At 65.1% G+C, this 26,090-nt stretch carries 31 protein-coding genes; 20 read left to right on the top strand and 11 right to left on the bottom strand.

Annotated elements, in window-relative coordinates; genetic code table 11:
* Both RIC54_RS00005 and RIC54_RS00010 read right to left on the bottom strand, forming a co-directional pair.
* Positions 1–1,190: flavin-dependent oxidoreductase (locus RIC54_RS00005; RefSeq protein WP_350098065.1), on the bottom strand; the 1,190-nt coding region annotated here is incomplete at its 3' end.
* 25 nt (positions 1,191–1,215) lie between these two features.
* A complete protein-coding gene (locus RIC54_RS00010; protein ID WP_350098063.1) occupies positions 1,216–3,558 on the bottom strand; it encodes a bifunctional salicylyl-CoA 5-hydroxylase/oxidoreductase in 2,343 nt (780 codons plus the stop codon).
* 146 nt (positions 3,559–3,704) lie between these two features.
* On the opposite strand from RIC54_RS00010, the gene RIC54_RS00015 reads away from it, so the two are divergent.
* The 9 genes from RIC54_RS00015 to sigJ all read left to right on the top strand — a co-directional run bounded on the left by RIC54_RS00015 (position 3,705) and on the right by sigJ (position 11,008).
* Positions 3,705–4,463: an SDR family NAD(P)-dependent oxidoreductase gene (locus RIC54_RS00015; RefSeq protein ID WP_350098061.1), complete on the top strand. Its 759-nt coding sequence runs from the start codon at positions 3,705–3,707 to the stop codon at positions 4,461–4,463.
* A 7-nt stretch (positions 4,464–4,470) separates the two neighbouring features.
* Positions 4,471–4,992, top strand: a complete 522-nt coding sequence (locus RIC54_RS00020) for a MarR family winged helix-turn-helix transcriptional regulator (RefSeq protein ID WP_350098059.1) — start codon at positions 4,471–4,473, stop codon at positions 4,990–4,992.
* A complete protein-coding gene (locus RIC54_RS00025) occupies positions 4,989–5,822 on the top strand; it encodes an enoyl-CoA hydratase family protein (RefSeq protein WP_350098057.1) in 834 nt (277 codons plus the stop codon). Before RIC54_RS00020 ends, RIC54_RS00025 begins: the two co-directional genes overlap by 4 nt.
* A gap of 4 nt (positions 5,823–5,826) precedes the next feature.
* Complete coding sequence (locus RIC54_RS00030) at positions 5,827–7,008, top strand: acyl-CoA dehydrogenase family protein (protein WP_350098055.1); 1,182 nt, start codon at positions 5,827–5,829, stop codon at positions 7,006–7,008.
* Positions 7,009–7,063: 55 nt separating this feature from the next.
* Complete coding sequence (locus RIC54_RS00035) at positions 7,064–8,722, top strand: AMP-binding protein (protein ID WP_350098053.1); 1,659 nt, start codon at positions 7,064–7,066, stop codon at positions 8,720–8,722.
* A gap of 17 nt (positions 8,723–8,739) precedes the next feature.
* Complete coding sequence (locus RIC54_RS00040; RefSeq protein WP_350098051.1) at positions 8,740–9,171, top strand: RidA family protein; 432 nt, start codon at positions 8,740–8,742, stop codon at positions 9,169–9,171.
* 5 nt (positions 9,172–9,176) lie between these two features.
* A complete protein-coding gene (locus tag RIC54_RS00045; protein WP_350098048.1) occupies positions 9,177–9,593 on the top strand; it encodes an acyl-CoA thioesterase in 417 nt (138 codons plus the stop codon).
* 85 nt (positions 9,594–9,678) lie between these two features.
* Positions 9,679–10,110 (top strand): carboxymuconolactone decarboxylase family protein, encoded by a 432-nt coding sequence (locus RIC54_RS00050; RefSeq protein WP_350098046.1) that lies wholly within the window; start codon positions 9,679–9,681, stop codon positions 10,108–10,110.
* Between the two features lies 1 nt (position 10,111).
* Positions 10,112–11,008 (top strand): RNA polymerase sigma factor SigJ, encoded by an 897-nt coding sequence (gene sigJ, locus RIC54_RS00055; protein WP_350098044.1) that lies wholly within the window; start codon positions 10,112–10,114, stop codon positions 11,006–11,008.
* A 302-nt stretch (positions 11,009–11,310) separates the two neighbouring features.
* Here the strand turns inward: sigJ and RIC54_RS00060 are convergent, their stop codons facing one another.
* Together RIC54_RS00060 and RIC54_RS00070 are read right to left on the bottom strand one after the other, a co-directional pair.
* Positions 11,311–11,913: an HD domain-containing protein gene (locus tag RIC54_RS00060; protein ID WP_350098042.1), complete on the bottom strand. Its 603-nt coding sequence runs from the start codon at positions 11,911–11,913 to the stop codon at positions 11,311–11,313.
* A gap of 676 nt (positions 11,914–12,589) precedes the next feature.
* The gene (locus RIC54_RS00070) at positions 12,590–13,126 is read right to left on the bottom strand and encodes a P-loop nucleotide/nucleoside kinase family protein (RefSeq protein WP_350098040.1); all 537 of its coding nucleotides are present in this window, start codon (positions 13,124–13,126) and stop codon (positions 12,590–12,592) included.
* Positions 13,127–13,465: 339 nt separating this feature from the next.
* Between RIC54_RS00070 and RIC54_RS00075 the strand changes: the two genes are divergently transcribed.
* Together RIC54_RS00075 and RIC54_RS00080 are read left to right on the top strand one after the other, a co-directional pair.
* Positions 13,466–14,077: a sigma-70 family RNA polymerase sigma factor gene (locus RIC54_RS00075; RefSeq protein ID WP_350098037.1), complete on the top strand. Its 612-nt coding sequence runs from the start codon at positions 13,466–13,468 to the stop codon at positions 14,075–14,077.
* Positions 14,074–14,400 (top strand): anti-sigma factor family protein, encoded by a 327-nt coding sequence (locus RIC54_RS00080; RefSeq protein ID WP_350098035.1) that lies wholly within the window; start codon positions 14,074–14,076, stop codon positions 14,398–14,400. Before RIC54_RS00075 ends, RIC54_RS00080 begins: the two co-directional genes overlap by 4 nt.
* Before the next feature lie 9 nt (positions 14,401–14,409).
* Here the strand turns inward: RIC54_RS00080 and RIC54_RS00085 are convergent, their stop codons facing one another.
* On the bottom strand, positions 14,410–14,775 hold the full coding sequence (locus tag RIC54_RS00085) for an MmcQ/YjbR family DNA-binding protein (protein WP_350098033.1): 366 nt from the start codon (positions 14,773–14,775) through the stop codon (positions 14,410–14,412).
* A 237-nt stretch (positions 14,776–15,012) separates the two neighbouring features.
* Between RIC54_RS00085 and RIC54_RS00090 the strand changes: the two genes are divergently transcribed.
* Positions 15,013–16,200, top strand: coding sequence for an MFS transporter (locus tag RIC54_RS00090; RefSeq protein ID WP_350150389.1), 1,188 nt, complete (start codon positions 15,013–15,015; stop codon positions 16,198–16,200).
* Positions 16,201–16,220: 20 nt separating this feature from the next.
* Here RIC54_RS00090 and RIC54_RS00095 read toward each other — a convergent pair whose 3' ends face one another.
* Complete coding sequence (locus RIC54_RS00095) at positions 16,221–16,535, bottom strand: hypothetical protein (protein WP_350098029.1); 315 nt, start codon at positions 16,533–16,535, stop codon at positions 16,221–16,223.
* 268 nt (positions 16,536–16,803) lie between these two features.
* Between RIC54_RS00095 and RIC54_RS00100 the strand changes: the two genes are divergently transcribed.
* Positions 16,804–17,142, top strand: coding sequence for a hypothetical protein (locus RIC54_RS00100; RefSeq protein ID WP_350098027.1), 339 nt, complete (start codon positions 16,804–16,806; stop codon positions 17,140–17,142).
* Here RIC54_RS00100 and otsB read toward each other — a convergent pair.
* A complete protein-coding gene (gene otsB / locus RIC54_RS00105; protein WP_350098025.1) occupies positions 17,132–17,950 on the bottom strand; it encodes a trehalose-phosphatase in 819 nt (272 codons plus the stop codon). The two genes, RIC54_RS00100 and otsB, sit on opposite strands and share 11 nt — an antisense overlap.
* A gap of 61 nt (positions 17,951–18,011) precedes the next feature.
* Positions 18,012–18,911, bottom strand: coding sequence for a transcriptional regulator GcvA (gene gcvA, locus RIC54_RS00110; protein WP_350098023.1), 900 nt, complete (start codon positions 18,909–18,911; stop codon positions 18,012–18,014).
* A 121-nt stretch (positions 18,912–19,032) separates the two neighbouring features.
* Between gcvA and RIC54_RS00115 the strand changes: the two genes are divergently transcribed.
* The 7 genes from RIC54_RS00115 (at position 19,033) to RIC54_RS00145 (ending at position 23,241) form a co-directional block, all read left to right on the top strand.
* Entirely contained in the window at positions 19,033–19,875 is an 843-nt protein-coding gene (locus tag RIC54_RS00115; protein WP_350098021.1) for a phytanoyl-CoA dioxygenase family protein, read from the top strand.
* Between the two features lie 40 nt (positions 19,876–19,915).
* Positions 19,916–20,782, top strand: a complete 867-nt coding sequence (locus tag RIC54_RS00120; RefSeq protein ID WP_350098019.1) for an NHL repeat-containing protein — start codon at positions 19,916–19,918, stop codon at positions 20,780–20,782.
* 60 nt (positions 20,783–20,842) lie between these two features.
* Positions 20,843–21,376, top strand: coding sequence for an HD domain-containing protein (locus tag RIC54_RS00125; protein WP_350098017.1), 534 nt, complete (start codon positions 20,843–20,845; stop codon positions 21,374–21,376).
* 91 nt (positions 21,377–21,467) lie between these two features.
* The gene (locus RIC54_RS00130; RefSeq protein ID WP_350098015.1) at positions 21,468–22,010 is read left to right on the top strand and encodes a hypothetical protein; all 543 of its coding nucleotides are present in this window, start codon (positions 21,468–21,470) and stop codon (positions 22,008–22,010) included.
* Positions 22,011–22,056: 46 nt separating this feature from the next.
* On the top strand, positions 22,057–22,479 hold the full coding sequence (locus tag RIC54_RS00135; protein WP_350098073.1) for a Fur family transcriptional regulator: 423 nt from the start codon (positions 22,057–22,059) through the stop codon (positions 22,477–22,479).
* A 17-nt stretch (positions 22,480–22,496) separates the two neighbouring features.
* Positions 22,497–22,685 (top strand): hypothetical protein, encoded by a 189-nt coding sequence (locus RIC54_RS00140; protein ID WP_350098013.1) that lies wholly within the window; start codon positions 22,497–22,499, stop codon positions 22,683–22,685.
* A gap of 85 nt (positions 22,686–22,770) precedes the next feature.
* Positions 22,771–23,241, top strand: coding sequence for a response regulator (locus RIC54_RS00145; protein WP_350098011.1), 471 nt, complete (start codon positions 22,771–22,773; stop codon positions 23,239–23,241).
* Here the strand turns inward: RIC54_RS00145 and RIC54_RS00150 are convergent.
* From RIC54_RS00150 to RIC54_RS00160, 3 genes are all read right to left on the bottom strand, one after another.
* Positions 23,238–23,633, bottom strand: a complete 396-nt coding sequence (locus tag RIC54_RS00150; RefSeq protein WP_350098009.1) for an Hpt domain-containing protein — start codon at positions 23,631–23,633, stop codon at positions 23,238–23,240. The two genes, RIC54_RS00145 and RIC54_RS00150, sit on opposite strands and share 4 nt — an antisense overlap.
* A gap of 81 nt (positions 23,634–23,714) precedes the next feature.
* On the bottom strand, positions 23,715–24,890 hold the full coding sequence (locus RIC54_RS00155; protein WP_350098007.1) for a DUF2061 domain-containing protein: 1,176 nt from the start codon (positions 24,888–24,890) through the stop codon (positions 23,715–23,717).
* Complete coding sequence (locus RIC54_RS00160; RefSeq protein ID WP_350098005.1) at positions 24,887–26,074, bottom strand: hypothetical protein; 1,188 nt, start codon at positions 26,072–26,074, stop codon at positions 24,887–24,889. Before RIC54_RS00160 ends, RIC54_RS00155 begins: the two co-directional genes overlap by 4 nt.
* Between the last annotated feature and the right edge of the window lie 16 nt (positions 26,075–26,090).

A 26,090-nucleotide genomic window follows, 5' to 3' on the forward strand; every position in this document is an offset into this window, starting at 1 on the left:
GCCTCCAGTTCCTCGTGGGTGGCGACGTCGGACAGCTTCTCGAAACCGTTCGGAGCGCGTTCCTCGACGAGGTCGATGACCTGCTCCGGGCCGCCCTTGCGGTTGGTGCGCACGATGTCGGCGGTCATGGGCAGGCGCTCGACCTCATAGGCCTTCAGGGCGCTCGTCACATCGCCTTTGCAGTCGGCGAGCAGGCCAGCCAAGCACCTCGCGTCGAGGATTGCCTGGGATGCGCCGTTCGAGCCGACCGGGTACATCGGGTGGGCGGCGTCGCCGAGCAGGGTTACCCGGCCGAAGCTCCAGCTCTCCACCGGATCCCGGTCGCACATCGGATACTCGTAGAAATCGACCGTTGCATTGATGATCGCCACCGGGTCGATGACATCGAGGGTGAACACCCCGTCGACGTAGCGCATCAGCTCCTCGCGCTGGCCCAGCCGACTCCAATCCTCGCGACGAGGTGGCGGGGTCGAGCCGTCGCCGGTCCTGGCCACCACCGCCCAGTTGATCAGCATGCGGCCCGGCGTGTCCGGGTTGTTGTAGATCGGGTAGCATACGAACTTGGCGTTCATGCCGCCTGCGATGATCATCGACCGCCCGGTCAGGAAGGGCTCGCCCTCGACCGCGCCGCGCCACAGCATCAGCCCGTTCCAACTGGGCGGTCCCTGGTCAGGGTAGAACGTCGAGCGGACGGTGGAGTGGATGCCGTCGGCGCCGATCAGCACATCGCCGGTGGCGGTCACGGTGTCCCCGGCGTCGCGCCGGTCGAAGCGGGCTGTTACGCCGCTGCCGTTGTCGTCGAATCCGACGAGCTGGTGCCCGGGGTGGACGTTGGCACCGCCGATCCGCTCCAGCACCGCCTCATGCAGAATGGCCTGCAGCTTGCCGCGATGGATCGAGAACTGTGGAAACTCGTAGCCGGCGTCGAGCCCGCGCAGGTCGCGCCAGACCTCCTGGCCGAAGCGGTTGGTGTAGATCAGCTCATGGGTGCGGATGCCGACCCGGTCGAGGGCGTCGAGGAGGCCGAGTGCCGCCAGTTCCTTGATGGCGTGGGGCAGGGTATTGATGCCGACACCAAGCTCGCGGATGGTGCGCGACTGCTCGTAAACCGCAACCTCGATGCCTTTCTCGTGCAGGCTGAGCGCGGTCGCCAGCCCCCCGATCCCGCCGCCGACCACGATGGCCTTCATCGCGCTTCTCCTGGTTCCGATCGCTCTATTGTGCCGCGTCCGCCAGCGGTTGGTGATGGGATTTCGGCCGGGCTTTTCGCCGAAGCTCCAACAGATCCTCGCGCTCACGAGCGGCGGTCCGGTAAAGCTGCTCCATCCCGGCGAGATACTGCGGCGGGCAATGCACGTCACGCACACCATAGAACGCGGCAGCCCGCACCAGGAACCCCGGGTCGACCAGATGCGGTCGGGCCAACGCGACCAGATCGGCGCGGCCGGCTGCAACGATGGTGTTGACCTGGTCGGCTGAAACGATATTCCCGACGCACATGGTGGCCAGTCCGGCTTCGTTGCGGATCTGCTCGGAGAACGGTGTTTGGAACATCCGCCCGAACACCGGCTCGGCATCGTGGACGGTCTGGCCGGTCGACACGTCGATCAGGTCGCAGCCGTGCTCGGCGAAGGCGCGGGCGATCGCCACGGCGTCGTCGCCGGTGATGCCGCCGTCCTTCCAGTCGGTGGCGGAGATCCGGACCGACATCGGCTTGTCGTCCGGCCACGCCGCGCGCACCCGGTCGAATACCTCCAACGGAAAGCGCAGCCGGTTCTCCAGCGATCCACCGTACTCATCGGTGCGTCGGTTGGTCAGCGGCGAGACGAACGAGGCCAGCAGGTAGCCGTGGGCGACATGGACCTCCAGCATGTCGAAGCCGCAACGCTCGGCCCGTTCGGTTGCCTGGACGAAGTCGGCAACCACTTGGTCCATGTCGGCGCGGGTCATCTCCCGCGGCACCTGGCTGTGCGGGAAGTAGGGAATTGGCGAAGCGCTGACGATCGGCCAGTTGCCGTCGTCCAACGGCTCGTCGATGCCGTCCCACATCAGCTTGGTCGAGCCCTTGCGGCCGGCGTGGCCGAGCTGCACGCAGATCTTGCCGGCGGAATTGCCGTGAACGAAGTCGACGATCCGCTTCCATGCGGTCTCATGGGCGTCGGTGTAGATCCCGGCGCAGCCATGGGTGATGCGGGCCTCCTCGGAAACGTCGGTCATCTCAGTGTAGATCAGCCCCGCCCCGCCCAGCGCGCGGGCGCCGAGATGCACCATGTGCCAATCGGTCGGGCAGCCGTCGACGGCGGAGTACTGGCACATCGGCGACAGCACCAGCCGGTTGGCCAGCGTCATGCCGCGCAGCTGCATAGGTTGGAACATCGGCGGCACCGGGCGCTTGATGTCGACGTCGAAGCCGAGGCGGTCGCGCACCTGGCTTGCCACCATGCGGTCGACCGCGCCGACGAACTCCGGCGCGCGCAGGCGCAGGTTGTCATAGGTGATCGACTTCGAGCGGGTCATCAGGCCGAAAGCAAACTGCACCGGGTCCATGTGCCAGAATCGGTCGAGATGCTCGAACCAGACCAGCGATACGTCGGCGGCATGCTGGGTTTTCTCGACGTCCTCGCGCCGGCTGGTCTCGAACCGCGTCAGCGCTGAGCCAACCTCAGGCTCGTTCTGGAATGCCTCGAACAGCGCGATGGCGTCTTCCATGGCGAGCTTGGTGCCGGAGCCGATGGAGAAGTGCGCCGTGCCCTTGGCGTCGCCCAGCAGGACGACGTTGTCCTTGACCCAGCGGGCGTTGCGGATGGTCGGGAAGTTGCGCCAGATCGAGCGGTTGGTGATCAGCTTGTGGCCGGCCAGCTCCTTGGCGAACACGCCCTCCAGGAACAGCGCCGACTGAGCTTCGTCCATGCGATCGAGCCCGGCCCGCCGGAAGGTGGCGGGGTCTGTTTCCATCACCCAGGTGCTGCGCCCGGGCTCGTACTGGTAGGTGTGGGCGATGAAGATGCCGTGCTCGGTCTCGCGAAAGAAGAACGAGAACGCATCCAACGGCCGATCGGAGCCCATCCATGCGAAGAAGTTCGGCCGCAGGTCAACTTCCGGCTGGAAATGGTTCTCGTAGCGCTTGCGGATGGCGCTGTTGATGCCGTCGCAGGCCACCACCAGGTCGCTGTCGGCAATCAGCGAGTCGAGATCGGTCACTTCATGCTGGAACACCAGCTCCACGCCGAGCGTTCGGCAACGCTGGTGCAGCAACTGCAGCAGGGTCGGCCGCGCACAGCCGCAGAAACCGTTGCCGCCGATCCGATGCACCGTGTCCTTGAAGTGGATCTCGATGTCGTCCCAGTACGCGAACCGCTCGGTGATCAGCCGGTAGGTTTCCGGGTCGTACCGCTCGAAGGTCTGCAGGGTCTCGTCGGAAAACACCACGCCGAACCCGAACGTGTCGTCCGGGCGGTTGCGCTCGTACACGGTGATGCGGTCGGCGGGACGCGCCGCCTTCATCAGGATGGCGAAATACAGACCGGCGGGTCCGCCGCCGACGACCGAGATTCGCATGGCTCGCCTCCCAGCGCGCCGCCAGCACTGGGCGGCACAATCCAGAAACTTTAGGCTTAAAATATATTCCCGACAACCGGGCGGTCGGCTTGTCGGTTTCCGATTGATGTTTTAAGCTTGAAACAATTGATCGGGAGATCGTGCCGATGGGCTTGGACGGGCGTCACGCTCTGGTGACCGGTGGCAGCCGCGGGATCGGCGCCGCGATCGCCGATGCACTGGTGCAGTCCGGAGCCCGGGTGACGGTGCTGGGCCGGGATCGACCAGCGTTGGAGGCGGTGGCCGGGCGGATCGGCGGCCGGGCCGTGGTCGGCGACGTCACCGATACGGCGGCGCTGTCCGAGGCAATCAAAGCGGCCGAGAGCGGACAGGGTCCGATCGACATCCTGGTGAACAACGCCGGCGCGGCCGAGACAGCAAAGTTCCAGAACGCCGACGACGCGCTGTGGGACCGGATGCTCGCCCTCAACCTCACCAGCGTCGTCCGCGCGACCCGCCATGTGCTGCCCGGCATGCTTGACCGCAACTGGGGCCGGATCGTCACGGTGGCCAGTACCGCCGGCCTCAAGGGCTATGCCTATGTCTCGGCCTACAGCGCGGCCAAGCATGCGGTGATCGGGCTGACCCGATCGCTGGCGCTGGAGACGGCGCGAACCGGCGTGACGGTGAACGCGGTCTGCCCTGGCTACACCGACACCGACCTGGTGCGCGGCAGTGCGACCCGGCTTGCCGAGCGTACCGGCAAGGATCCTGAAGCGCTGATCGCCGAGATGGTGTCGGGCAATCCGCAACGACGGCTGATCGACCCGATCGAGGTGGCGCGAGCGGTGCTGTGGCTAGCCGACCCAGATTCCGGTGCCATGACCGGCCAGGCGATCGCGGTCGCCGGCGGCGAGATCATGTGAGGATGCGATGAGCGCCGAGCCGGTTGAAACCCACTCCCTCGACTCCGAATCCCGCGCCCGTGGCGGCCACGCCGACCACAAGGCCGAGTTGCGTCTGTGGCTGCGCATGCTGACCTGCACCACGATGATCGAGGGCGAGATTCGCCGCCGGATGCGCGACCGGTTCGTCATCACCCTGCCGCGCTTCGACCTGATGGCGCAGCTGGAGCGCACGCCGGATGGCATGACCCTGGGGGAGTTGTCGCGCCGCATGATGGTGTCGAACGGCAACGTCACCGGGCTGGTCGACCGGCTGGTGACCGAGGGTTTGCTGCAGCGCCGTCAGTCCGACGCCGACCGACGAGCCCACTACGTCAGTCTGACCGAGGCAGGCCACGCGGCGTTCGCGGTGATGGCGGCTGAGCATGAAGACTGGGTGGCCGATCTGTTCGCCGATCTTGGCCCGGTCGAGATCGATTCCCTGATGAGACTGCTCGGAGCGGCCAAGCGGTCGGTCCAGCGCAGCTCACGCAATCCGGTGCCGTCATGACCCATGCCAACGCCACGATCCTTCCGGTGCGCGAATTCACACCGAAGCACTTCAGCCTGGAGGTCGACGGCAAGGTCGCGACCGTCACGCTGAACCGGCCGGAGCGCAAGAACCCCCTGACCTTTGAGTCCTATGCCGAGCTGCGCGACTTTTTCCGGGCGTTGCAGCACGAACCCGAGGTCAAGGTGGTGGTGATCACCGGGGCTGGCGGGAACTTCTGCTCCGGCGGCGATGTGTTCGAGATCATCGGTCCGCTGCTTGACCGCGATACGGTCGGCCTCATTGAATTTACCCAGATGACCGGCGATCTGGTGAAGGCGATGCGCAGTTGTCCGCAGCCGGTGATCGCCGCGATCGACGGCGTGTGCGCCGGGGCCGGTGCGATTCTGGCGATGGCGTCGGATATGCGTCTCGGCACGGCGGCTGCCAAGGTGGCCTTCCTGTTCAACCGGGTTGGGCTGGCCGGCTGCGACATGGGGGCGTGCGCGATCCTGCCGCGAATCATCGGTCAGGGCCGGGCCAGCGAACTGCTGTACACCGGCCGGTCGCTGGGCGGCGAGGAGGGCGAGCGCTGGGGGTTCTTCAACCGGCTGGTCGAACCGGACGCGCTGCAGGGCGAAGCCCGGACGCTGGCCGGACGGATCGCCGATGGGCCGAGCTTCGCCAACGGCATCACCAAGAAGATGCTGCACATGGAATGGGCGATGGGTGTCGACGAGGCGATCGACGCCGAGGCGCTGGCCCAGGGAATGCTGATGCAGACCCGCGACTTCCAGCGCGCTTTCCACGCCTTCGCTGGCAAGCGCAAGCCCGAGTTCGAGGGGAACTGAGGCGATGGCCGATCGCAGCTTCCTCTCCTGGCCGTTCTTCGAGCCGCACCACGCCGAACTGGCGAGCGGCATCGATGCGTGGGCCAAGGAGAACGTGGCCGGATTGATCGATCACCATGACGTCGACGGGTCCTGCCGACGTCTGGTGGCCGCCCTGGCCGACGCCGGGTGGCTGGATTTGGTGGTGCCGGCGTCGCACGGCGGCTGGTATCCGAAGCTCGACGTGCGCTCGCTGTGCCTCGCCCGCGAGATCCTGGGCTACCACGCAGGGCTCGCCGATTTCGCGTTCGCCATGCAGGGCCTCGGGACCGGCTCGATCTCGCTGTTCGGGACCGATGCCCAGAAGGACCGCTGGCTGCCGCCGGTGCGCGAAGGCCGGTCGATCGCTGCGTTCGCCTTGTCCGAGCCGAACGCCGGGTCCGACGTCGCCGCCATGACGACCACGGCTACGCCGGACGGCAACGACCATGTCCGGATCGACGGCGAGAAGACCTGGATTTCCAATGGCGGGATCGCAGGTCACTACGTGGTGTTCGTGCGCACCGACGAGGCGCCGGCGGCCAAGGGCCTGTCGGCGTTCGTGGTCGATGCCGACACGCCAGGATTGGAGATCGCCGAGCGGATCGAGGTGATCGCACCCCATCCGCTGGCACGGCTGCAGTTCAAGGGCTGCCGGGTTCCAGTGTCGAACCGCCTCGGCCAGCCGGGCGACGGCTTCAAGGTGGCGATGGCGACCCTGGACGTGTTCCGCGCCACCGTTGGTGCGGCGGCACTCGGCTTTGCCCGCCGCGGCTTGGACGAGGCATTGGACCACGGCGCTAGGCGTCGGATGTTCGGTGCGCCACTTGCCGATTTGCAGATGAGCCAAGCCGCGCTTGCCGAAATGGCAACCGAGGTCGATGCCGCTGCCCTCCTGGTCTACCGAGCCGCGTGGGCCAAGGATTCGGGTGCCGCGCGCGTTACCCGCGAGGCGTCGATGGCCAAGCTCTATGCAACCGAGGCTGCCCAACGCGTGGTTGACCGGGCGGTTCAGCTGCACGGCGGGCTTGGTGTGACCACCGGCGTGAAGGTCGAGGAACTGTACCGCGAGGTCCGTGCGTTGCGGATCTACGAGGGTGCCAGCGAGGTTCAGAAGATCGTCATCGCGCGCCAGGTCCTGGACGCGCGGGCCGGGGGAACGGCGTGAAAGCCTGTTCCGGCCGGTGAAGGTGAGGACAGGCTGTGTGATGGGAGACGGAGCGATGGGAGACTACACCGCGCATGTCGATACCTTCGCGCGCGACAACCTGCCGCCGAAGGAGCAGTGGCCGGATTTCCTGTTCGATCTGGAGGATGTCCGCTATCCGGAGCGCCTGAACTGCGCGGTGGAGTTCCTGGACCGCCACGTGGCGGAAGGCCGCGGCGACCGCATCCTGTTCGCCACACCCGATGGCGATGTCAGCTATGCCGACTTCCAGAAGACCGTGAACCGGATGGCACGGGTCCTGGTCGAGGATCTGGGCTTGGTTCCGGGCAACCGGGTGCTGATCCGCTCGGCCAACAATCCGACCATGACAGCGGCCCTGTTCGCGGTGATCAAGGCCGGCGGCATCGTCGTCTGCACCATGCCGCTGCTGCGGGCGGTGGAACTCGCGACGATCGTCGAGAAAGGCCAGATCCGTCTGGCGCTGTGCGACGCCCGCCTTGGCGACGAGATGGAAAAGACGGGCGCGCGCCGACATTGTGTCCTGCAACGGATCATATACTTCTCCACCGACGCACCGGACGGGTTGGAAGCTCGGATGGCCGGCAAGCCCGACACATTCGAGGCGGTCGACACCGCGCGTGACGACGTCTGCCTGATCGGCTTCACCTCGGGCACCACCGGCGAGCCGAAAGGCACGATGCATTTCCATCGGGACATGCTGGCGATTTGCGACGCGTACTCCAAGCATGTGCTGCGCCCGGAGCCGGATGACCGGTTCATCGGATCGCCACCGCTCGCCTTCACCTTCGGGCTCGGCGGATTGGTGCTGTTTCCGATGCGGGTCGGCGCCTCTGCCGTGCTGCTGGAAAAGGCAGGGCCGGACCAGTTGATCGACGCGATCGAGACCTACCGGCCGACGGTGTGCTTCACCTCGCCGACGGCCTATCGCGCGATCCTCGGCAAGCTGCACGGGCGCGACCTGTCCTCGCTGCGCAAGTGCGTGTCGGCCGGCGAGACCCTGCCGAAGCCGACGTGGGACGACTGGTTCGCCGCGACCGGCATCAAGATGCAGGACGGCATCGGCGCCACCGAAATGCTGCACATCTTCATCTCCGCCACCCTCGACGAGATCCGCCCGGGGGCCACCGGCAAGGTCGTGCCTGGCTATCAGGCCAAGGTGGTCGGACCCGATGGTGCCGAACTGCCGCCCGGCCAGATCGGCCGCTTGGCGGTGCGCGGCCCGACCGGATGCCGCTATCTGGCCGACAATCGGCAGCGCAAGTATGTCGAGGACGGTTGGAACCTGACCGGCGATACCTACCGCATGGATGAGGACGGCTACTTCTGGTACCAGGCGCGTAACGACGACATGATCGTGTCGTCGGGCTACAATATCGGCGGCCCGGAGGTTGAGGCCGCACTGCTGTCGCACCCGGCAGTGGCGGAGTGCGGGGTTGTCGCACAGCCGGACCCTGACCGAGGGTCGATCGTGAAGGCCTATGTGGTGCTGAAGCCTGGGCAAACCGCCGATCCGGCTTTGACCAAGGCCCTGCAGGATCACGTGAAGGCCGAGATCGCGCCCTATAAGTACCCGCGTTCAATCGAGTATCTGAGCGCCTTGCCGCGCACCGACACCGGCAAACTGAAGCGCTATGAGTTGCGCGCCATGGCCGAGCATGCAGCGGCCGGGCACAAGGCGCGCGGCGCCGCCTGACTTTGGAGACTGACGGAATGGACCTTCGCACGCCTGCGCCGGAAGGCGATCGGCCGACCACCCTCAACCCTGAGGGCTGGCCACGCCCCAAGGGTTACGCCAACGGCATGATGGGGCGCGGCACCATCGTCGTCACCGGTGGTTTAGTCGGGTGGGATGCCGAGGAGCGGTTCGCCGACGGCTTCGTCGCCCAGGCCAGGCAGATCTTCGAGAACATCGTGGCGATCCTGGCCGCCGGCGGCGCCGGACCGCAACACCTGATTCGCCTGACTTGGTACGTGGTCGACCTGGATGAGTACCGGAGTTGCCTGCCGGCGCTGGGCGTCGCCTACCGCGAGACCCTGGGCCGGAACTTTCCGGCGATGGCGGTGGTCGGCGTCAGCGGTCTGGTGGAGCGGGCGGCGCGCCTGGAGATCGAGGCGACGGCACTGATCCCCGATCCTTCCTGACGCCGATGGCCCCCTTCACCAAGTCCGTGCCGGTGCGGTTCGAGGATTGCGATCCGGCGGGCATCGGTTTCTACCCGCGCATCCTGATGATGGTGAACCGCCTGATCGAGGACTTCTTTGCGGAGGCTCTCGACCACCCGTGGCCACGTCTGCACGGCTGCGAGAAGCGGGCGGTGCCGACGGTGCGGTTGGAAGTCGACTTCAAGGGACCGCTTCGACAGGGAGATGCGCTGGAACTTGAACTCCAGGTGCTGAAGGTTGGCAACAGCGCCTTCACCGTGGCGGTGGCGGGCTCGGTCGGCGGCGCCGAACGGTTCGCCGTCATCCAAGTTCTGGCCTACACCACCGCCGGGCCGGAGGTCGCAGCCAAGCCGATGCCGGATGCGCTGAAGGCCGGGTTGGCGAGATTTATGGTGAACTGAGCGGGATTTTGCCTCTCGGTGTCACACCGTGAGTCCGTGGATCGTCGAATGGGTAACGACCCAAGCTGATCCAAGGAGCGTTCCGATGACCACCACACCCCCCCTGAACTATCGCCAGACCGTCCCCGACGTCATCCAGGCCCTGGGCCAGGTTCACTCCGCCGTGGATACGCACGGCCTTGATCGGATCATTCATCATCTCGTGCAACTGCGGGCATCGCAGATAAACGGCTGCGCATTCTGCATCAAGATGCACCTGCGCGAGGCCCGCGAGGACGGCGAGACGGAGGCCCGCCTTGATCGCGTGATCGTCTGGGATCACGTCAGCGACTTTACGGCCCGTGAGAAGGCCGCGCTCGCGTGGACCGAGGCGCTGACCGTGATCGACCGCCGGACGGACTATGGCCTCCTGCGGGCCCAACTCCGCGAGCACTTCAGCGACGAAGAGATCGGTGCGCTGACAGCGTCGGTAGCGATGATCAATCTGTGGAACCGCATCCAGATCTCGGCGCACTGACATGCCCTGTCCGGACAGTGTGACGGTGTTCGAGGATCGCAGACGGCATCTGCTCGGGCTCGCCTACCGCATTCTCGGCTCGCGTGCCGATGCCGAGGATGCGGTCCAGGAGACGTTCCTGAAATGGCGCGGCGCCGACATCGGTACCATCGAGAACCCGGCGGCGTGGCTGACCACCGCGTGCACCCGGCACTGCCTGGATCTCCTGAAGTCGGCTCGGCGCAAGCGCGTGGACTATGTGGGAACCTGGCTGCCGGAGCCGGTCCAAACGGTGACCGACGACACCCCGGAGACCTCTCTTGAGCTTGCCTGCAGCCTGTCGACGGCCTTTCTGCTGCTGCTGGAGCGGTTGAGCCCGAAGGAGCGGGCAGCGTACCTGCTGCACGACATCTTCGACTGTTCGTACGAGGAGGTGGCGGCGTCCCTTGGCCTGCAGGAAGCGACCTGCCGAAAGCTGGTGTCCAGGGCACGGGCTCGCGTCGGCCGGTCGACCAACCGATATACCGCCCCGCGACAGCGCCAGGAGGCCCTTCTGTCGGCGTTTCAAAGCGCCCTGGTGACCGGTGAGACCACTGGGTTCGCGGCCATGCTGTCGGACGATGTTTCGCTCTGCTCCGACGGTGGCGGCAAGGTTCCGACCCTGCAGCACACTCTGCGCGGCAAGGGTGAGGTGCTGGAGTTCATCATGGGCTCGTTGCGCGGGTACTGGAGGCCGTACGAGTGGCGGCCGGCCGATATCAACGGCGGCCGCGGGGTTCTGTTGATCTCCGGTGACGGTCAAGTCGGTGCGTCCGTGACCTTCAGTTATGACGCAGAGGGCCGGCTGGCCGATATCTACATCGTCCGCAATCCGGACAAGCTGGCCGGACTCGAGCGTGAACAGGCTCGTTTGGCGTGAGCGTGTCGGGACAACCAATCGAAGCAGTGAAAGGCCGGCTTTGGCGCTTCAGCGGCGCAGCAACGCAACACCGCCGCTGAACAATCCAAGTGCGAGAATAACGTATCCTGCGGTCGTATTGTTGGCTGTCAGGCAACCGATTCCGATCGCGGTCAGCGCCAACGCCGCTGCTCCCCAGACGACTCTGAACAGACCCGGGAACCGTTGGAACAGAGAAGCTTGAATGAGCTCGATGATTATTTCTCCAAGGATGCTCACAGCTGACTTGGCCCCGTTCCGTGGCAGCGCTCGGGGCGGTTCTTCTAGCGCACCAACGGTTCCCGGATACCCTTGCGCAGTACCGCTTCGTCCCAGGCCCGACGGACGAACACCTCACGTACTTTCGGGGCAAAATGCTCCAGCGGCGGGGTCGGATAGTCCGGGTCGAAGCTCGACTGGTCCCAACGTTCGCAGAAGTCGACGGCGTCCTGATAGCAGGGATGGTCGGCGAACTTGCGGCGCGCTTCAGGGTCCCGGTCGTAGTGGTGGGCGTAGTAGACCATCTGGAAGATGCCATGGTGCTGCACCACCCAGCTGACCTGGTCGCGCACGAACGGGCGGATGATGTCGGCGGCGAAGCTGTCGTGGTTGTGCGGCGCCAACTCGTCGCCAATGTCGTGCAGCAGGGCGGCAACCACCCAGTCGACGTCGGCGCCATCGGCCTCGGCCCGTGCCGCGGTCTGCAGCGAGTGTTCCAGCCGGCTGACTTTGTAGCCGGACAGTCCGTCCCCGAGCTTCGCGAGTTGCGCGAGCAGGCGGTCAGCCGTGCCGGCGGCGTACTCGGCCTCGTGGCGCCCGAGCAGGGCGTAGTCGTCGCGGGTGCCATGCTTCATCTCGGTGAAGCCGACGGTGGTCATTTCGTTCATTCACTCGTCCTCCAACGGTCGAGGTCGATGCCGAATCGCCCAGCGCATTCTGCGAGCGAAACGGACGCTCGCCAATACCCGTGTGGCATCTGGGATTCCTCGAAGCGCCGACCGGTCCGTCCCGCTCGGGACGGTGCTCGGCCGCATCGCCGACCACAAGATCGCGCAGATCGACGACCTGCTGCCCTGACAACGCGCCTGAAGAAATCAGCGGGCCAAGGCGTTCGCCGTGAAGCAGGCTAGCGCAGCTCACCCTGAGCGCTTGTTCTCGGGTTGCTTCAACCAGTACCGGATCCCCTTGCCCGCGAGAGGTTCATCCTCAAAACACGGGATGAGGTGCAGGTAAGAATGAAGGATTTCCTGACCGGCTACTCGGCCAACGTTCCATCCGACATTATAGGCGGTTGGTCGATGCGCTGTATTAAGGAGCGCCCTCGTGCGCTGAAGGAGCGAGTAGGTCGCATCCCACTCGGCCTCGATGAGATCGAACAGAGTCGACCGGTGCTCTCATGGCACAATTATGCCTGAGCCGACGAGTACCTGTCGCGGTTCTTGGAAAAATAGACAGTGGACGTTCTCCGGCACTACCCTGCCGTCCAGGCCACATGCCGAGAATCGATAGTCTATCCACCTTCTTCCACTTCCACATTCTCCCAAAAAACCGACTAGTACCGCCCTAATCCGTGGCGAGTTCAAAGTGACGGATGATTCGGTCGGCGTTTGCTTCCGCAGGGTTTGCCGCGCTATCGAGTGCAAGACAGTCGGGTCGCGGAACCGCAGCGACACGATGTCGGGCCATGAAGGCCCGAACGCTCTGCTCAGAAGCCATCTTCCTTCTAGCGAGCCTATCGGGATTGTTCACGCGCCGAGCAATCTCCGCGGTCGAACAGTCCAGGAAAACCGGAAGCAATTGCCCGCCGTGGCGCTGAACTGCTGCCTCAAACAACTCGAATGTCGGTAGGTCGTCGGGGTCCACGTATACAAACGTCATTACCAAGAGCGGAATGCCGTTCTCTGCGGCGGCGTCGAGGACAGATGTTCGTATCGTCTGAACTAGTTCCCAGAAAGCCGGAGCCCCGAAGTCAAACACGGTACGGGCAACGTCGATAGCAGCATGATTGTCGAACAATCGACCATTCACTCGACGGAGCAGCGCTTCTGCGGTCGTCAGCTTGCCAGCCGCGGGAGCCCCATGAATGAACAAGAGCTTCATGCCGCGAGCATAGACGGGTTCATGTCACCAGTCATACTGCCAACTCTTGGCAAGGTGCTGTCCCCGCTACTTCGGTGTGTGGGCAGCCGGGCAGTTCCACTCCGTCACGGGCGCCGACCATCGCTGCCCCATCAACCTTGATCACCACCGTGCAAGATCGGGGAGATCGGACGGTTACCTAGCATCTGCCGCCGGATCGAGCGGAGTCCGGCCGAGGGCAGATCGGTCAGTCGCTCGCCGGCCGGCGATGACAACCGGGCTCTTGGCTCCAACGTTCCGCCCTGCGATGCTCGGGCGCACCTGAACGCGGATAGGGCGGGCGCACCGCTGACAAACGACTTGTCACAACAGGATGATATCGAGGCCGAGGAGGCCGCGCTGGTCGCTCGCCTCAAGGCCGGTGACGAGCGCGCGTTCGAGATCCTGGTCCGTCGTGAGAGCGGCCGCCTGCTGGCAGCGGTCCGGCGTCTGGTGCGCGACGAGGCGGCTGCCCACGACTGCGTGCAGGAAGCCTTCCTGTCGGCATTCCGGGCGATCGACAGCTTCGAGCCACGCTCATCGATTGGCGCCTGGCTGCACCGCATCGCCATCAACGCGGCTCTCATGAGATTGCGCAAGCAGCGACGCCTCGCCGAGACGCCGATCGACGATCTGCTGCCCAGCTTCGACGCCGATGGTTGGCGGCGCGATACGGTCGACGTGCCGGACGGCGATCCCGAAAGCGAGTTGGAACGCCGGCGGGTACGGGATTTCGTCCGCGGCAAGATCGACATGTTGCCTGATGGGTACCGAACGGCATTGGTACTTCGGGACCTCGAAGGTTGGAGCACCAAAGAGGCCGCCGACGCACTGGGAATTGCCGAGGGCGCGATGAAGGTTCGTCTGCACCGCGCCCGCGCGGCCCTGAAGCGCCTGATCGAACCGCTGTGGACGGGAGACTTCTCGGCATGAGTCGGCAACGCAGCCTGATGGAACGGGTCCGCCACTGGATGAGTTGGGGGCTGCACGGCGCCATGACCTGCGAAGAGTTCGAGGCGGGGCTGGTGGATTACCTGGACGGGACGCTGCGGCCCGTGGATCGGCATCGGATCAACCTGCATACCCGGCTGTGCTCGCACTGCCGTCGGTATCTGCGCGCCTACGACAAGGCACGCCGGCTGGCCGGCGACACGATCCGGTACAGCGACGAGCAGGCACTGATGAGCGTGCCCGAGGATCTGGTCCAGGCGATCCTGTCGGCTCGGCGGGGAGACTCCGCAGACGCCGGGCGCTGAGATGCCGGCTTATTCGATGTAGAGGCTCAGTTCTCGGCGAAGCTTCTTGGTAAGCCCGCGGGCCACGATGCGATGGGATTCGCCCAGATAATCCTGCAGTTCGTCGTCGCTCAGGCCCGGCGCGCCGTAGTGCTGGATCCACTTCATGCCGCGCGATGCCAGGTACGGCGCCGGGCGAAGGCCGGGCTGCTCCTTCAGGAACTCGTAGGCGATCTCGGATACCTTGAAGGTGTAGGCAGGGTCCTTGCCCTTGTCCCAGCCGCCGATGGCGAACACCTTGCCTCCGACCTTCCAGACGTCGGAGCCGCCCCATTGCACCACGTGGGTCGTAGCCGGCAGCGACGCGCAGAAGGCGTTGAACTCTTCGTATCTCATGCGTTCTCCGGACTTGCCCAGCTGCGCCTGCTCAGTGCGCATCGCTCTGACGTGGATGTACGTACCCCAGCGGTGCCCGGTGGAATACCGAACGGGGCGTGTGGCGGCAACCGAGTCGCGCCGGTTGAACGGTCAGACCGGACAGCCCAGCCGCGGTGAAGCGTTGCATCTGCCCAAGCGTTGCCGAGGTGTCGCAAACAGACTGGTCTCGCGGGGTTCCATCGGTAAGCTGCCGGCATGGAAATCCGCTTTCCCATGTGGCTGCGGGTCGTCGACAGACCCGGCGCGAACGTCTTTGCGATTCTGTCGGCCACCGAGGCGTTCTCACGCTCGCTGATTGCCGGAATCATTCCGTTGGAGGCTTACGAGCTGTTGGGCTCGGCCCGCAACGTGTCGATCACCTACACCACGATCGGGGTGATGGCGCTGCTGGCCAGCTTCGCTGTCCCCTTGGTGATCCGAGTGGTTCGGAGGAAGTGGGTGTTCTCGGCCGGCTGCCTGTTCATGGTGGCGGCATCTCTGCTGATGATCACCGAGGCAACGATCCCGTTCATCGCCTCGCTGCAGTTCCGGGCGCTCGCGGTGGTGTGCGTCAACATCGCGCTGAACCTCTACATCCTCGACTACATCCGCCGGAAAGACTTCGTGACGGCCGAGCCACGGCGTTTGGCTGTGATGGGAGTGGCTTGGTTCATCGGCCCGGCGCTCGGGATCTGGCTGTACAAGACCCACGGCCTGCTGGCGGTCTGCGTTCCGAGCGCGGTGTTTGCGCTGCTTGCCTTGGGGTACTTCTGGCTGCTGCGGATGCAGGACAATCCGGCGGTCGCGCCGGCGACACGGAAGCCGCCGATGCCGTGGCACAACATCCGCCGGTTCATCGCCCAGCCGCGCCTGCGTCTGGCCTGGGCGATCCCGTTCGCCCGCAGCGCGTTCTGGACGACGTTCTTCGTCTATCCGCCGCTGTACATCGTGCAGGCCGGCGGCGACGAGATGCTGGCCGCGGCGATGCTGTCGGGGGGGCAGGGGATGCTGTTTCTGGCGCCGATCGCCGGTCGGTTGGGCAGTCGCTTCGGAATCCGCGGGATGGTGATGGGCGCCCTGGTGTTCAGCGGCGCCTTGTCGGTGATCGCGGGCCTGCTTCAGCCAGGACCGGCTGTTCTGGCTGCCCTGTTCTTCGTGGCCTGCCTTGGGTCTGTGACCCTGGACGCGCTCGGCAACATCCCGTTCCTGCGCTCGGTCCATCCGTACGAGCGTTCCGAAATGACCTCGGTGTTCCGAACGTACATCGAGATGTCGCAGTTGCTGCCGGCGGCGATCTTCGCCGGCCTGCTGATCATCTTTCCGCTTGGATCGGTGTTCGTCGCGCTCGGTGTGCTGATGATCGGGACGGCCGGCATAGCGATCTATCTGCCGCGCCGGCTATAGCTCCGAGCTATCCGACGGTGTCAGCGTCCGACTGCCTGAACCGGGCCGGCGGCATCGTTCGCCGGCTGCATGGTTTCCGGCATTGCGGCAGCCTGAAGCGGCAGGGCGGCGGGCAGCACGTTTCCGTCGACCGGGTTGGCGATCTGCAGCTCTTCAGCGGCCTTCGCGGATGCAGCATAGCGACGCATGGCACGCTCCTCGCGGAAAGAGCCCACGACGCACAGCACGAACGGCCCGACGGCACCGATCAGGAAGGCAATCAGCATCACGATCAGGACAGCCGGGTCAACCGACGGATCGACGGCAAGGTTCTGGTTTTCAAGGCCCTGTGGCATAGCGGCGGTCCGTGGTCCTGGCCGCATGCACGGCACTGTTTCTGATGCTGTCCGGTAGATAGGGTGAGGCCATCGGAAACAATCGTCTGGCGACGACATCCGTTGTCGTTTTGACGGTGTTGCGACGCAAAAAGAATCCGTATATACGCCCCTTCGTCACGGAGGCCACCGCCCAGCGCGGGGCCTCCGTGACGTTTCCAGACCTTGGGATCACTCGGCCTGCCGGTGCCCGCATGTACGACACGATGCACCGGAGAGGGGCCTTCCGATGGCGATCCGACTCGCGACCCTGCCTGTCCGTGAAGTGATGGAACTGACCGGTGTGCGCAGTTATCCGCGCTGGGCCGGCGGCGTTACCGTCGACGACGGCCTGATCGAGCGGCATCTGGCCAACGACGACCTGATCGCGCCGGAAGAGGGCCGCGATCCGAACGCACCGGTGCCAGCGGCCGAGCATGCCGGACGCATCGCCTGGCTGATCCGCAACGTCCGCCCCAATCGCTGTTCGGTCACGATCCGCGACGGCCACATCCAGGACGGCAATCATCGCTTCGCCGCTGCCCTCTATCGCGGCGACGACCTGGTGTCCTGCTGCATCATGGAGTAGGCGCGGCCTGCCGCGTCTGAATCAGTCTGTCGAGGAAGCCGGCGACGGCGGCGATGTCGGGAAGTCGCCAGGTCGCGGCGCTCGGCCGCGGTGACGAGGCCACCAGGATTCCCACGTCCTTTGTCGGATCGAGTACCTGGAATGCATCCTCGTCCGTGACGTCGTCGCCGATATAGAGCACCGTCGGCGCCGTCCCGTTCAGCGCCACCCTGGACTGCAGCAAGACAACCGCTCCGCCCTTGTCGCGTTCGATCGCAGGGCGCAGTTCGGCAACCATTTTTCCGGTGACGACCTTGAACGACACAACCTGCCGAGCTGCATCCAATACGGCCTGTTCAGCCGCATCCTGATCGGATGGTGCCGCCGTTCGCCAGTGCACGGCAACCGAATGCCGCTTGGGCTCCACCAGGACCCCCTTCAACCCGCCGGTGGTCCGGTGGAGGCGTTCGATCAACTCCGACAGGTCGGCGTCACTGCGATCCAGGCCATCGGCGCGCTCGACCACGCCGTCCGGACGGGAGATCTCGAGACCGTGGGAGCCGACGAGCGTGAGGCCCGCGACCGGTGCCAGTGTGCGAAGGGCATCAAGGTCACGTCCGCTGATGACCGCCGTCGGGACCAGCGCTGACAGTTTGCTCAAGCGATGCTGCATGCCCGTCTCGAGCCGGGCGTCCTCCGGCCGGTCGACGATCGGCGACAATGTGCCGTCGAAATCCAAGCCGACCAGCAGCGCGCCGTCGGCCACCCTGGCGAGTAGCGGGGCGAGCTCGCTCGCAGTCTGGACAAGGGAGGGCATTGATCGAGGCATGAGTACCATCGCGTTCCGGTCAGGCCGTGTGATGGATCAAAGCGGCGGCATCGGCAAGGTTTCAGATCGGTGTACCGTTTGCTTCGTCGGTCAGCCACGCATCGAGAGCACGCACCTTCGGCAGCGTCGACCGGTTGGGCGGCACCACAAGATGGTACGCTGAACCGTCGTCGGCCGGCGCGAGATCGGGAAACGGCTCCACCAGTGTTCCGGCCGACAGGTAAGCCGCCGCCATGACCCGGCTTTCGAGAGCGACCCCGAGGCCGTCGGCCGCCGCGCGCAGGGAGTGGGCGGACTGCGAGAACCTCAGGTTCCGGGCGCCCTTGACTGTGCCATGATCATGGCTGCGCAGCCACGCGGTCCAACTGGTCAGCCGCTGGTCGGAGTGGATCAGAGTATGTCGGGCGAGGTCGCCGGGCTCCGTCAATCCATAGATGCCGGTCTGCAGGGATGGTGCACATACCGCTACGAGCCGCTCCTCGACCAGCTTGCGGGCGACGACGCCCGGCCAGTCGCCGCGACCGTAGCGGATCGAGGCATCGACCGGTTCGCGCGCGAAGTCGACGGCGCGTGACGATGCCTCCACCCGCAGATCGATATCGGGATGCGCCGACAGGAACCGGCCGAGCCGGGGAAGCAGCCAGATCTCCGCGAAGCTTGGCGGGGCCGTCAGGGTGAGCGTGTCGGCCGATCCACGTTCGGCGATTTCCGATGTCGCCGCGCGCAGTGCATCGAACGCCGGCGCGACCCGCGACAGATACACTGATCCAGCGTCGGTGAGGATGAGTTGACGGTTGAGACGGTGGAACAGCTTGACGCCGATGGCGGATTCCAGGTTCCGCAGACGATGGCTGACCGCCGATGGGGTGACGCGCAACTCTTCCGACGCATCGCGCACGCTGAGCCGGCGGGCGGTCGCCTCGAAGGCCTGCAGAGCGGACAGGGGTGGTAGATCGGGCATTGTCACCTGAACACTGCTCAGTCGAACTATGAAATCCTATCATTTGTCGACGCCGGTCGGCGCCCGTACCGTAGCCGAAACGGATGAGAAGAGCTCAGCCGGCCGAAGGGAGTGACGCGTGATGGGTAAGGTTCTGTCGGATGAGCAGGTCGCGGCATACCACCGTGATGGTTATGCCTCGCCGGTCCGGGCGATGGACGCGGCCACGGCGGCCGCGTATCGGCGCCGATTCGAGGCCTACGAGGCGGCGAACGGCGGCTGGTACGAACTATCGAAGGGCGCCAAGCTGTACCTCCTGCAGACCTGGGTGACCGAACTGGTCCTGAACCAGAGCATTCTTGACGCGGTCGAGGATCTTCTGGGCTCCGACCTGTTCTGCTGGGGAACCTCGCTGTTCGTGAAGGACGCCCACAACCCCGGTTTCGTCTCCTGGCACCAGGACGCCACCTACTGGGGCCTGGACAAGCCGGATGTGGTGACCGCCTGGGTCGCGCTGTCGCCGGCGACCGAGGTCAGCGGCTGCATGAAGGTGATCCCGGGCAGCCACCAGTGGAACCAGATTGCCCACCGCGACACCTTGGCGAAGGAGAACCTGCTGACCCGCGGGCAGGAGATCGCGGTGGACGTCAACGAAGACGAAGCGGTGCTCATGCCCCTGCAACCGGGCGAAGTGTCTCTGCATCACGTGCTGGCGGCCCACGCGTCGGAGCCGAACCGCAGCGACGACCGAAGGATCGGCGTTGCGATCCGTTACGTCGCCCCGCACGTCCGCCAGATCAACGGCGATCGCGATGCCGCCCTGCTGGTGCGCGGCGAGGACCGCTATGGCCACTTCATGCATGAGAAGGCGCCGAAGGCCGACATGGACGCCGAGGCGATCGCCGAGCACAAGCGCATCCTCGAATTCCGCCAGAGCGTGCTCTACAAAGGTGTCGCGGGCCAGCCGGCGCATACCAAGGTGTAGGCAGGCTCGACCGTGGTTGTGGCGTTGAGGGTTCACACCGATGAGCAAGAGCCTGGGCAATGAGGGGATCTTCACCGCGCTCGGCGACCGCCGTTACCGGATCGAGCGTGGGTGGGCGCGCCTGCCGGAGGGGATGTCCTGGGGCATGGTCAGCCAGCTTGCGGCCTCTTCCGATGGCCGGCTGTTCGTCCTGCAGCGCACCGACCGACCCGTGCTTGTCTTCGGACCGGACGGGAGTTTCGTCACCGGACTGATGGATCGGCGGATCGCCGACGGGCATGCGATCCACATAGACCGGCGGCCGGACGGCACGGAGCGGCTGTTCATCGTCGACCGGGATGCGCACGAAGTCGTGTGCGCCGATCTCGACGGCCGAGTGATCTTCACTCTGGGCACCCGGAACACCCCGGCTTTCGAGGCGCCGCTCAACAGCCCGACGGACGTGGCCGTTGCGCCCGACGGCGAGATCTACGTTTCGGACGGCTACGGCAACACGTGTGTCCATCGCTTTTCCGCCGACGGCTCGCATCTCGGTTCATGGGGCACGCTCGGAACCCGACCGGGTGCGTTCATCACGCCGCACGCGATCACCATCGACCCGCAGGACCGGGTGCTGGTCGCTGATCGCGAGAACAACCGCGTCCAAGTGTTCGATCGGGGGGGCCGGGTGCTTGCGGTCTGGGAGGGGATGCACAAGCCGATGGACGTGGTGGTGGATGACCGCGGACTGGTGCTGGTCTCCGATCAGGTGCCGCGGATACATGCGCTGCGGCTCGATGGCTCGATCGCCGGGCGCGGGCGGGCTGCGATCAACGGCGCGCATGGCATGTCGGTCGGGCCGGGTGGGGCCATCTACCTGGCGGAACTGGCGCCCGAAACCGTGACCCGATTGACGCCGGTTGATTGAAGGGAGGCGCGGGCTCGCGCCATCGTCGACCCGCCCATTCGCCTGCGCTATCGTGTCGTCATGACAGCTATCGTCGATCATATCCTGGACCTGTTCGCCACCCGTGGCAGCGAGCCGTACGGCGAGGACGTCTCGGTTGCCGAACACGGCTTGCAATGCGCGGCGCTGGCCGAGCGGGAAGGGGCCGGTGATGCGTTGGTAATCGCCGCCCTGCTGCACGATGTCGGGCATCTGATCGAGGATCCGGATGACGCGTTTGGCGTGCACCGGCACGACGTTGGCGGGGCCGCGTTTCTGGCCCGGCACTTTCCTGAGAGCGTGGTGGCGCCGGTGCGCATGCACGTGGCCGCGAAGCGCTACCGGGTGGCGGTCGATCCGGACTATGCGGCCGGGCTGTCGGCCGCGTCCACGCACACGCTGGCGCATCAGGGCGGGCCGATGTCACCGCAGGAGGTCCAGGTGTTCGCGGCCGACCCGCACCTCTCGGCCGCCTTGCGGCTGAGGGAGTGGGACGATGCCGGCAAGGTCGACGGCCTGGTTGTCTCACCGATCGAGGCGTACCGGGATCGGATGGAAAGCTTGCTGGCCTCCTGAAGCGGGTGGGGTCGACCGGGCGGCGTTGTCCTCGTAAGGTCGCTGGCGTAAATTGGCGATCAACGCAAACGCGACGACTGGAGGAGTGGAGATGGCCTACACGTTCGAGCAGTTCTGCAAGGACGCGAACGCTGCACTCAAGGCGGATCCCGGCCGTGGCGGCAAGGAGACGATCCGGCGCAACCTCGAAGCCCTGCTCAAGAACGACGAATTCGTCCAATCGGTCTGCGGCCCGGATGCCGAGTACGGCACGCATCAGATCTACCGTGATCCCGATTTCGATTTCGTGGTTCTTGCGCATGTGAACAAGGACGCCCGCAAGTCACCGCCGCATGACCACGGCTCGTCCTGGGCGATCTATGGCCAGGCGACCGAGTACACCGAGATGAGCGAGTACCGTCGGGTCGACGGCAGCTCCGGTGCCGGCGATGCGGCGATCGAGCACGACAAGACCTACCGGTTGACCCCGGGGGTGGCCGGGCTATACGACGTAGGCGCGATCCATTCGATCGACTATCCGGCCAACGCGCGCTTCGTTCGCGTGACCGGGACGGATCTGGAGACGGTGGAACGTCTGAAGTTCGACATGACCCGCGGTAAAGCCGAGATCATCCAGAGTATCGGCGTCAACTGAGGACGGAACAGTGACCGTCGAAGGCGGAGTGGTGGACGAGATCGGGGTGCTGTCCAGGATCGAGGCGCTGTGCGCCGAGAAGGGGCTTCGGATGACCGAACCGCGTCGGGTGATCGCGCGGGTCCTTTCGGACTCCGAGGATCACCCGGATGCCGAGGAGTTGTACGACCGCGTCAAGGCGATCGACTCTTCCATATCCATGGCCACGATCTACCGCACCATGAAGCTGTTCGAAGAGATGAGCATCGTCTCGAAGCGCGATTTCGGCGATGGCCGGGCGCGCTACGAGAAGCAGTCGGGTCCGGAAGACCACCATCACCACATGATCGATGTGCAGAGCGGTGAGGTGATCGAGTTCTTCAACCAGGAACTCGAGGACCTGAAGAAGCGGATCGCCCGGGACCTCGGTTTCGAGTTGGTCGATCACCATCTCGAACTGTTCGGCGTCCGGCTGAAGAAGAAGCACTGAGCGAGGAATCGGTCACTATGGTCGAGCCGAATTGCCCCGTAACCGCCGCCTGCCACTTGGCGGTTACCCGAGCGTACACCGCCTTGAAAGAGGCCGGTGCCGATGAGCGTGTGGCCTACGAAGCGGCTGAAACCGTGTACGCGTGGCATCATCCGGAAGTTCCACGGCAACGCGTGCCGTTCGTGATCGCCGACTGGCTGCCGTGACGATCGGCAACTCGCAGTTCAGGCTGGTCAGGTCGGGGCGGTATCGAGCGAAGGCGGGTTTGCCAGGCACCGCCGTTCCACGGGAATGAGTGTCAAGAAGCGTACGATCCTCCTATTGGAGGACGATGCGGTTCAGGTGCTGCTGTTCCAGGGACTGGCGACCGACGTCAACGACAACGTGGTCAGCGCGAACAACGTTTATGATGCCCTGCATGTTCTGAGGACGTCGACGATAGCGGCGTGCGTGGTTGATCTGGGCGTGTACCGGCGGTTCAAGGACTACAAGAGCGACGCCGGGATCGAGTTCATCGAAGAGGCGCGGAAGATCGGCCAGGAGGGAATGCCGATCCTGGTGGTGACCACCTCGCGTGACCCGTCCACGCTGATCCCGTGCTTCGAGGCGGGTTGCGACGACTATGTGCTGAAGGACGAGGGGGTCCACGGCGCGGTGGACCGTCTCAAGATGTGGCTAAAATCAGTGCCGATCCCGCCGGCGACGATGCGCAGTAAGCGAGCCGAGGTTCTGGCGGCGCTACGCGGCACCTTGAAAGGCTAGTCGCGCTCGGCGCTCTTGCCGATTTCATCCTGTACGCGATCCAAGGCGGCCGCCGTATCTCGGGCGATATCCTCCAGGTCATCGACAAGAGTTGCAGCGGCGGCGATGTTGCCGTCATTCAACAGCGACTCCATCTTCGATGATATCGCGCCGAGCCTGGCCGCACCGAAGTTCACCGACACGCCCTTGATGGAATGCGCGAGTCGTATGGCGTCGGTGTGTTGGCCGTCCGATAGGGCAACCCGGATCTGGGCTGCCCGCTCTTCGATCGCCTCGCGGAACGCGTCGATCGTGCGATGCAGGGCCTCAGGCTTTATGACACCCAGAAGCGCTCCGATCCGTTTCGGATCGACCAGTGGCTCCGAGATGAAGGCGAGCATGGGATCAGCCATGCAGCCGAGACTAGCGTTGTCCACCGGTCCTGTCTGCCCATGCCGGCGTTGGCAGCACAGTATTCGGGTCGGGCGGTCCCCTTAACCGGATGAAGCGGTTACGATCCGCCCGAACTCGATGATGTTCGGACCGTCCCGCTGCAGCGGCCCGATGCCCAGCAGTTCCTGCCACATCATCTCATGGAAGAAGAACTTCGTGGTGTTTACGACGACCTGCAGAATGACCAGCACGCCGGCGGCAAAAGGTCGACCGATGAATATGTAGTCGATGCCGGCATTGATCGTCGTCACGACCACGCGATACGTGAACGCTTTCCAACCGGCAACCTGTGCGTAAGTCCATTCACCGGCGGCAGCCGCCGTGGCGCCGGCGGCGATGATCGCCTTCTGGCGCTGATACTCGGCATCATCGATCGCTTTGGCATCCCGCAGCTTGTCGAGCGAAGCGATCTGGGCAGCGCGCCGGGCGTCATCGGGCGCAACCGCCGCCGCATTGCGCATACCGGGAAACGACGTAGCCGCCAGTCGACCGTTCAGCCCCTGATCCAGTGGTTCCGCCATCAGCCCGGCCCACGCAGCGAGATCCTTTACGATGGCCAGCCGGGCGGGATGCTGCTCGATTGACTCCGGCGCCCAGGATGCGGCCTCTGCAGCGGTTGCCGCTGCGCCGAGGGTTGCCGGATCAACGTGGTACCGGACGTCGACGACGTCTCGCCGGTTTGCGATACGCAGGCCCGCGACCAGCCAGAAATCGCTGACATCGACACTCGAGCCCTGGGCGAACTGCCTGAGCGCCTCGCCCCCCGGTGCCTCCGCATCGCCGGTGACAGCCAATGGTTTGAGATAGAGGCAGGAGACGTCCCAGCCGCTCTTGTACTGGGTGACGGCTGCGTATAGGTCGGACCGGGTGCAGTCCTCGGTCATACCCCAACCGTCATGATATTGGATCAGGTTGGCGGCGATCTGGACCACATTGGCCATCCGCCCGTCCTTGATCTGCCCCAGCACAACCAGTCGAACCGGCCCGAGATCGAGGCGTTCGCTTTCGGCTCCCGATTTCTTGATTCGGGCCGGCACGTTGTCGACGGCCAGGACGGTAAAGTCCCCTGGAGGAAGCGGCACCTGCTTGCCCGCCACGTCCACGATATCCTTGACGACCGTGCCGACGGTCTGCGCCTGGACGGTTCCCGCAAACGTTGCCACACCCAGGACAAGTGCGCCGAGGAGCGCGCTTATTGCTCTGTTGGGCCGGTTCAAGACACGCCCTCCGCCTGCGAGCCGATATACACGAAGTCGACCGTGTTGCTGTTGGCCTGAGTGGCGATGTAATTATCCCACCACATGTCGTTGAAAACCTGGGCGACACTGTGCGTCGCCACGATGGTGGCTGTAATATAGCCTGAAATCAGAGAGTCGACCGTAACTACGAACGCCAGGATGTAGTCGACAGAGACCCGAAAGAAATTGAACGAGATCACCTTGAAGCCCAGCAACCGGTAGTAGTCGTCCGGATTCGGCGGGGGCTTGGCACTCTCGTCGTTGATTGCCTTGAGGTAGGCGGCGTGATCGGCGGCGCTGATGGCACCTGACGCCAGCAGCTTGTCCAATGCATCGACTCGCGCTGTCGCGCTCACGCGACCGGTGGCGGCGGTCGGTGGGGGGGCATTCGCGGCGTCGGCCGGCACCGCAACCTCCCAAGGGTTCGGCAGTGCGGCGCTGGCGGTCTGCTCGGACAGGCTGTTCCAGAAGCCATCCTGAACCAGCCCAGCCGCCAGCCCGCCCCATGAGGTCAGCTGGTTGACCGCCGCATAGCGGTCTGGCGCCTTCAGGACCGCTTCCAGTTTCCAGTCTTGAAGCGGTACCGGCTGCAGATTCAACTGGCTCGGGTCGAAATGGTATCGCACGTCGAGTACGTCCCGCCGGTCCGAAACCCGAAAGCCGACCGTCAGCCACAGGGCGGTCGGTGGTGACGCTCCCTCGTGGAGCACAGGCCGAGCCGTTTGCCAGGCTTGGGGCCCCGGAGCGTTGGGAGCTCCCAATTCCGTGGGCTGGACGAACAGGCAGAAGCCATCGACACCGGTCTTGTAGAACGCAACGGTTGCCAGGCCGTCCTTGGCATTGCACGCGCTGGCCGATCCCCATCCGTTGTCGACCGGTAGCCGGTTGACGTTGATCTCGATGAGGCCGTCGACCCTGCCGTCCACCTTGCGGGCCAGGATTGTGTTCTGGATCGTGCCGAACGCGCCCGGTGCACCGCTGACCAACTGGTTGGTCGCATGGCCGACGACCGTCCACTGGCCAGCTGGCAGCGGGACTTGTCGGGATAGGGTGTTCAATCTCCCCTGGTGCTGGCTGCCAAGGTCAGATGCCAGGGCCGGAGCGCTGCACAAGGCTCCAGCGAACACGGCGAAGCACGCCGAAAGAAGGTAGCGAAAATGCATGCCGTGCCCCCGCAAC

It is taken from the genome of Thalassobaculum sp. (assembly GCF_040219215.1).
GTDB lineage: Bacteria > Pseudomonadota > Alphaproteobacteria > Thalassobaculales > Thalassobaculaceae > Thalassobaculum_A.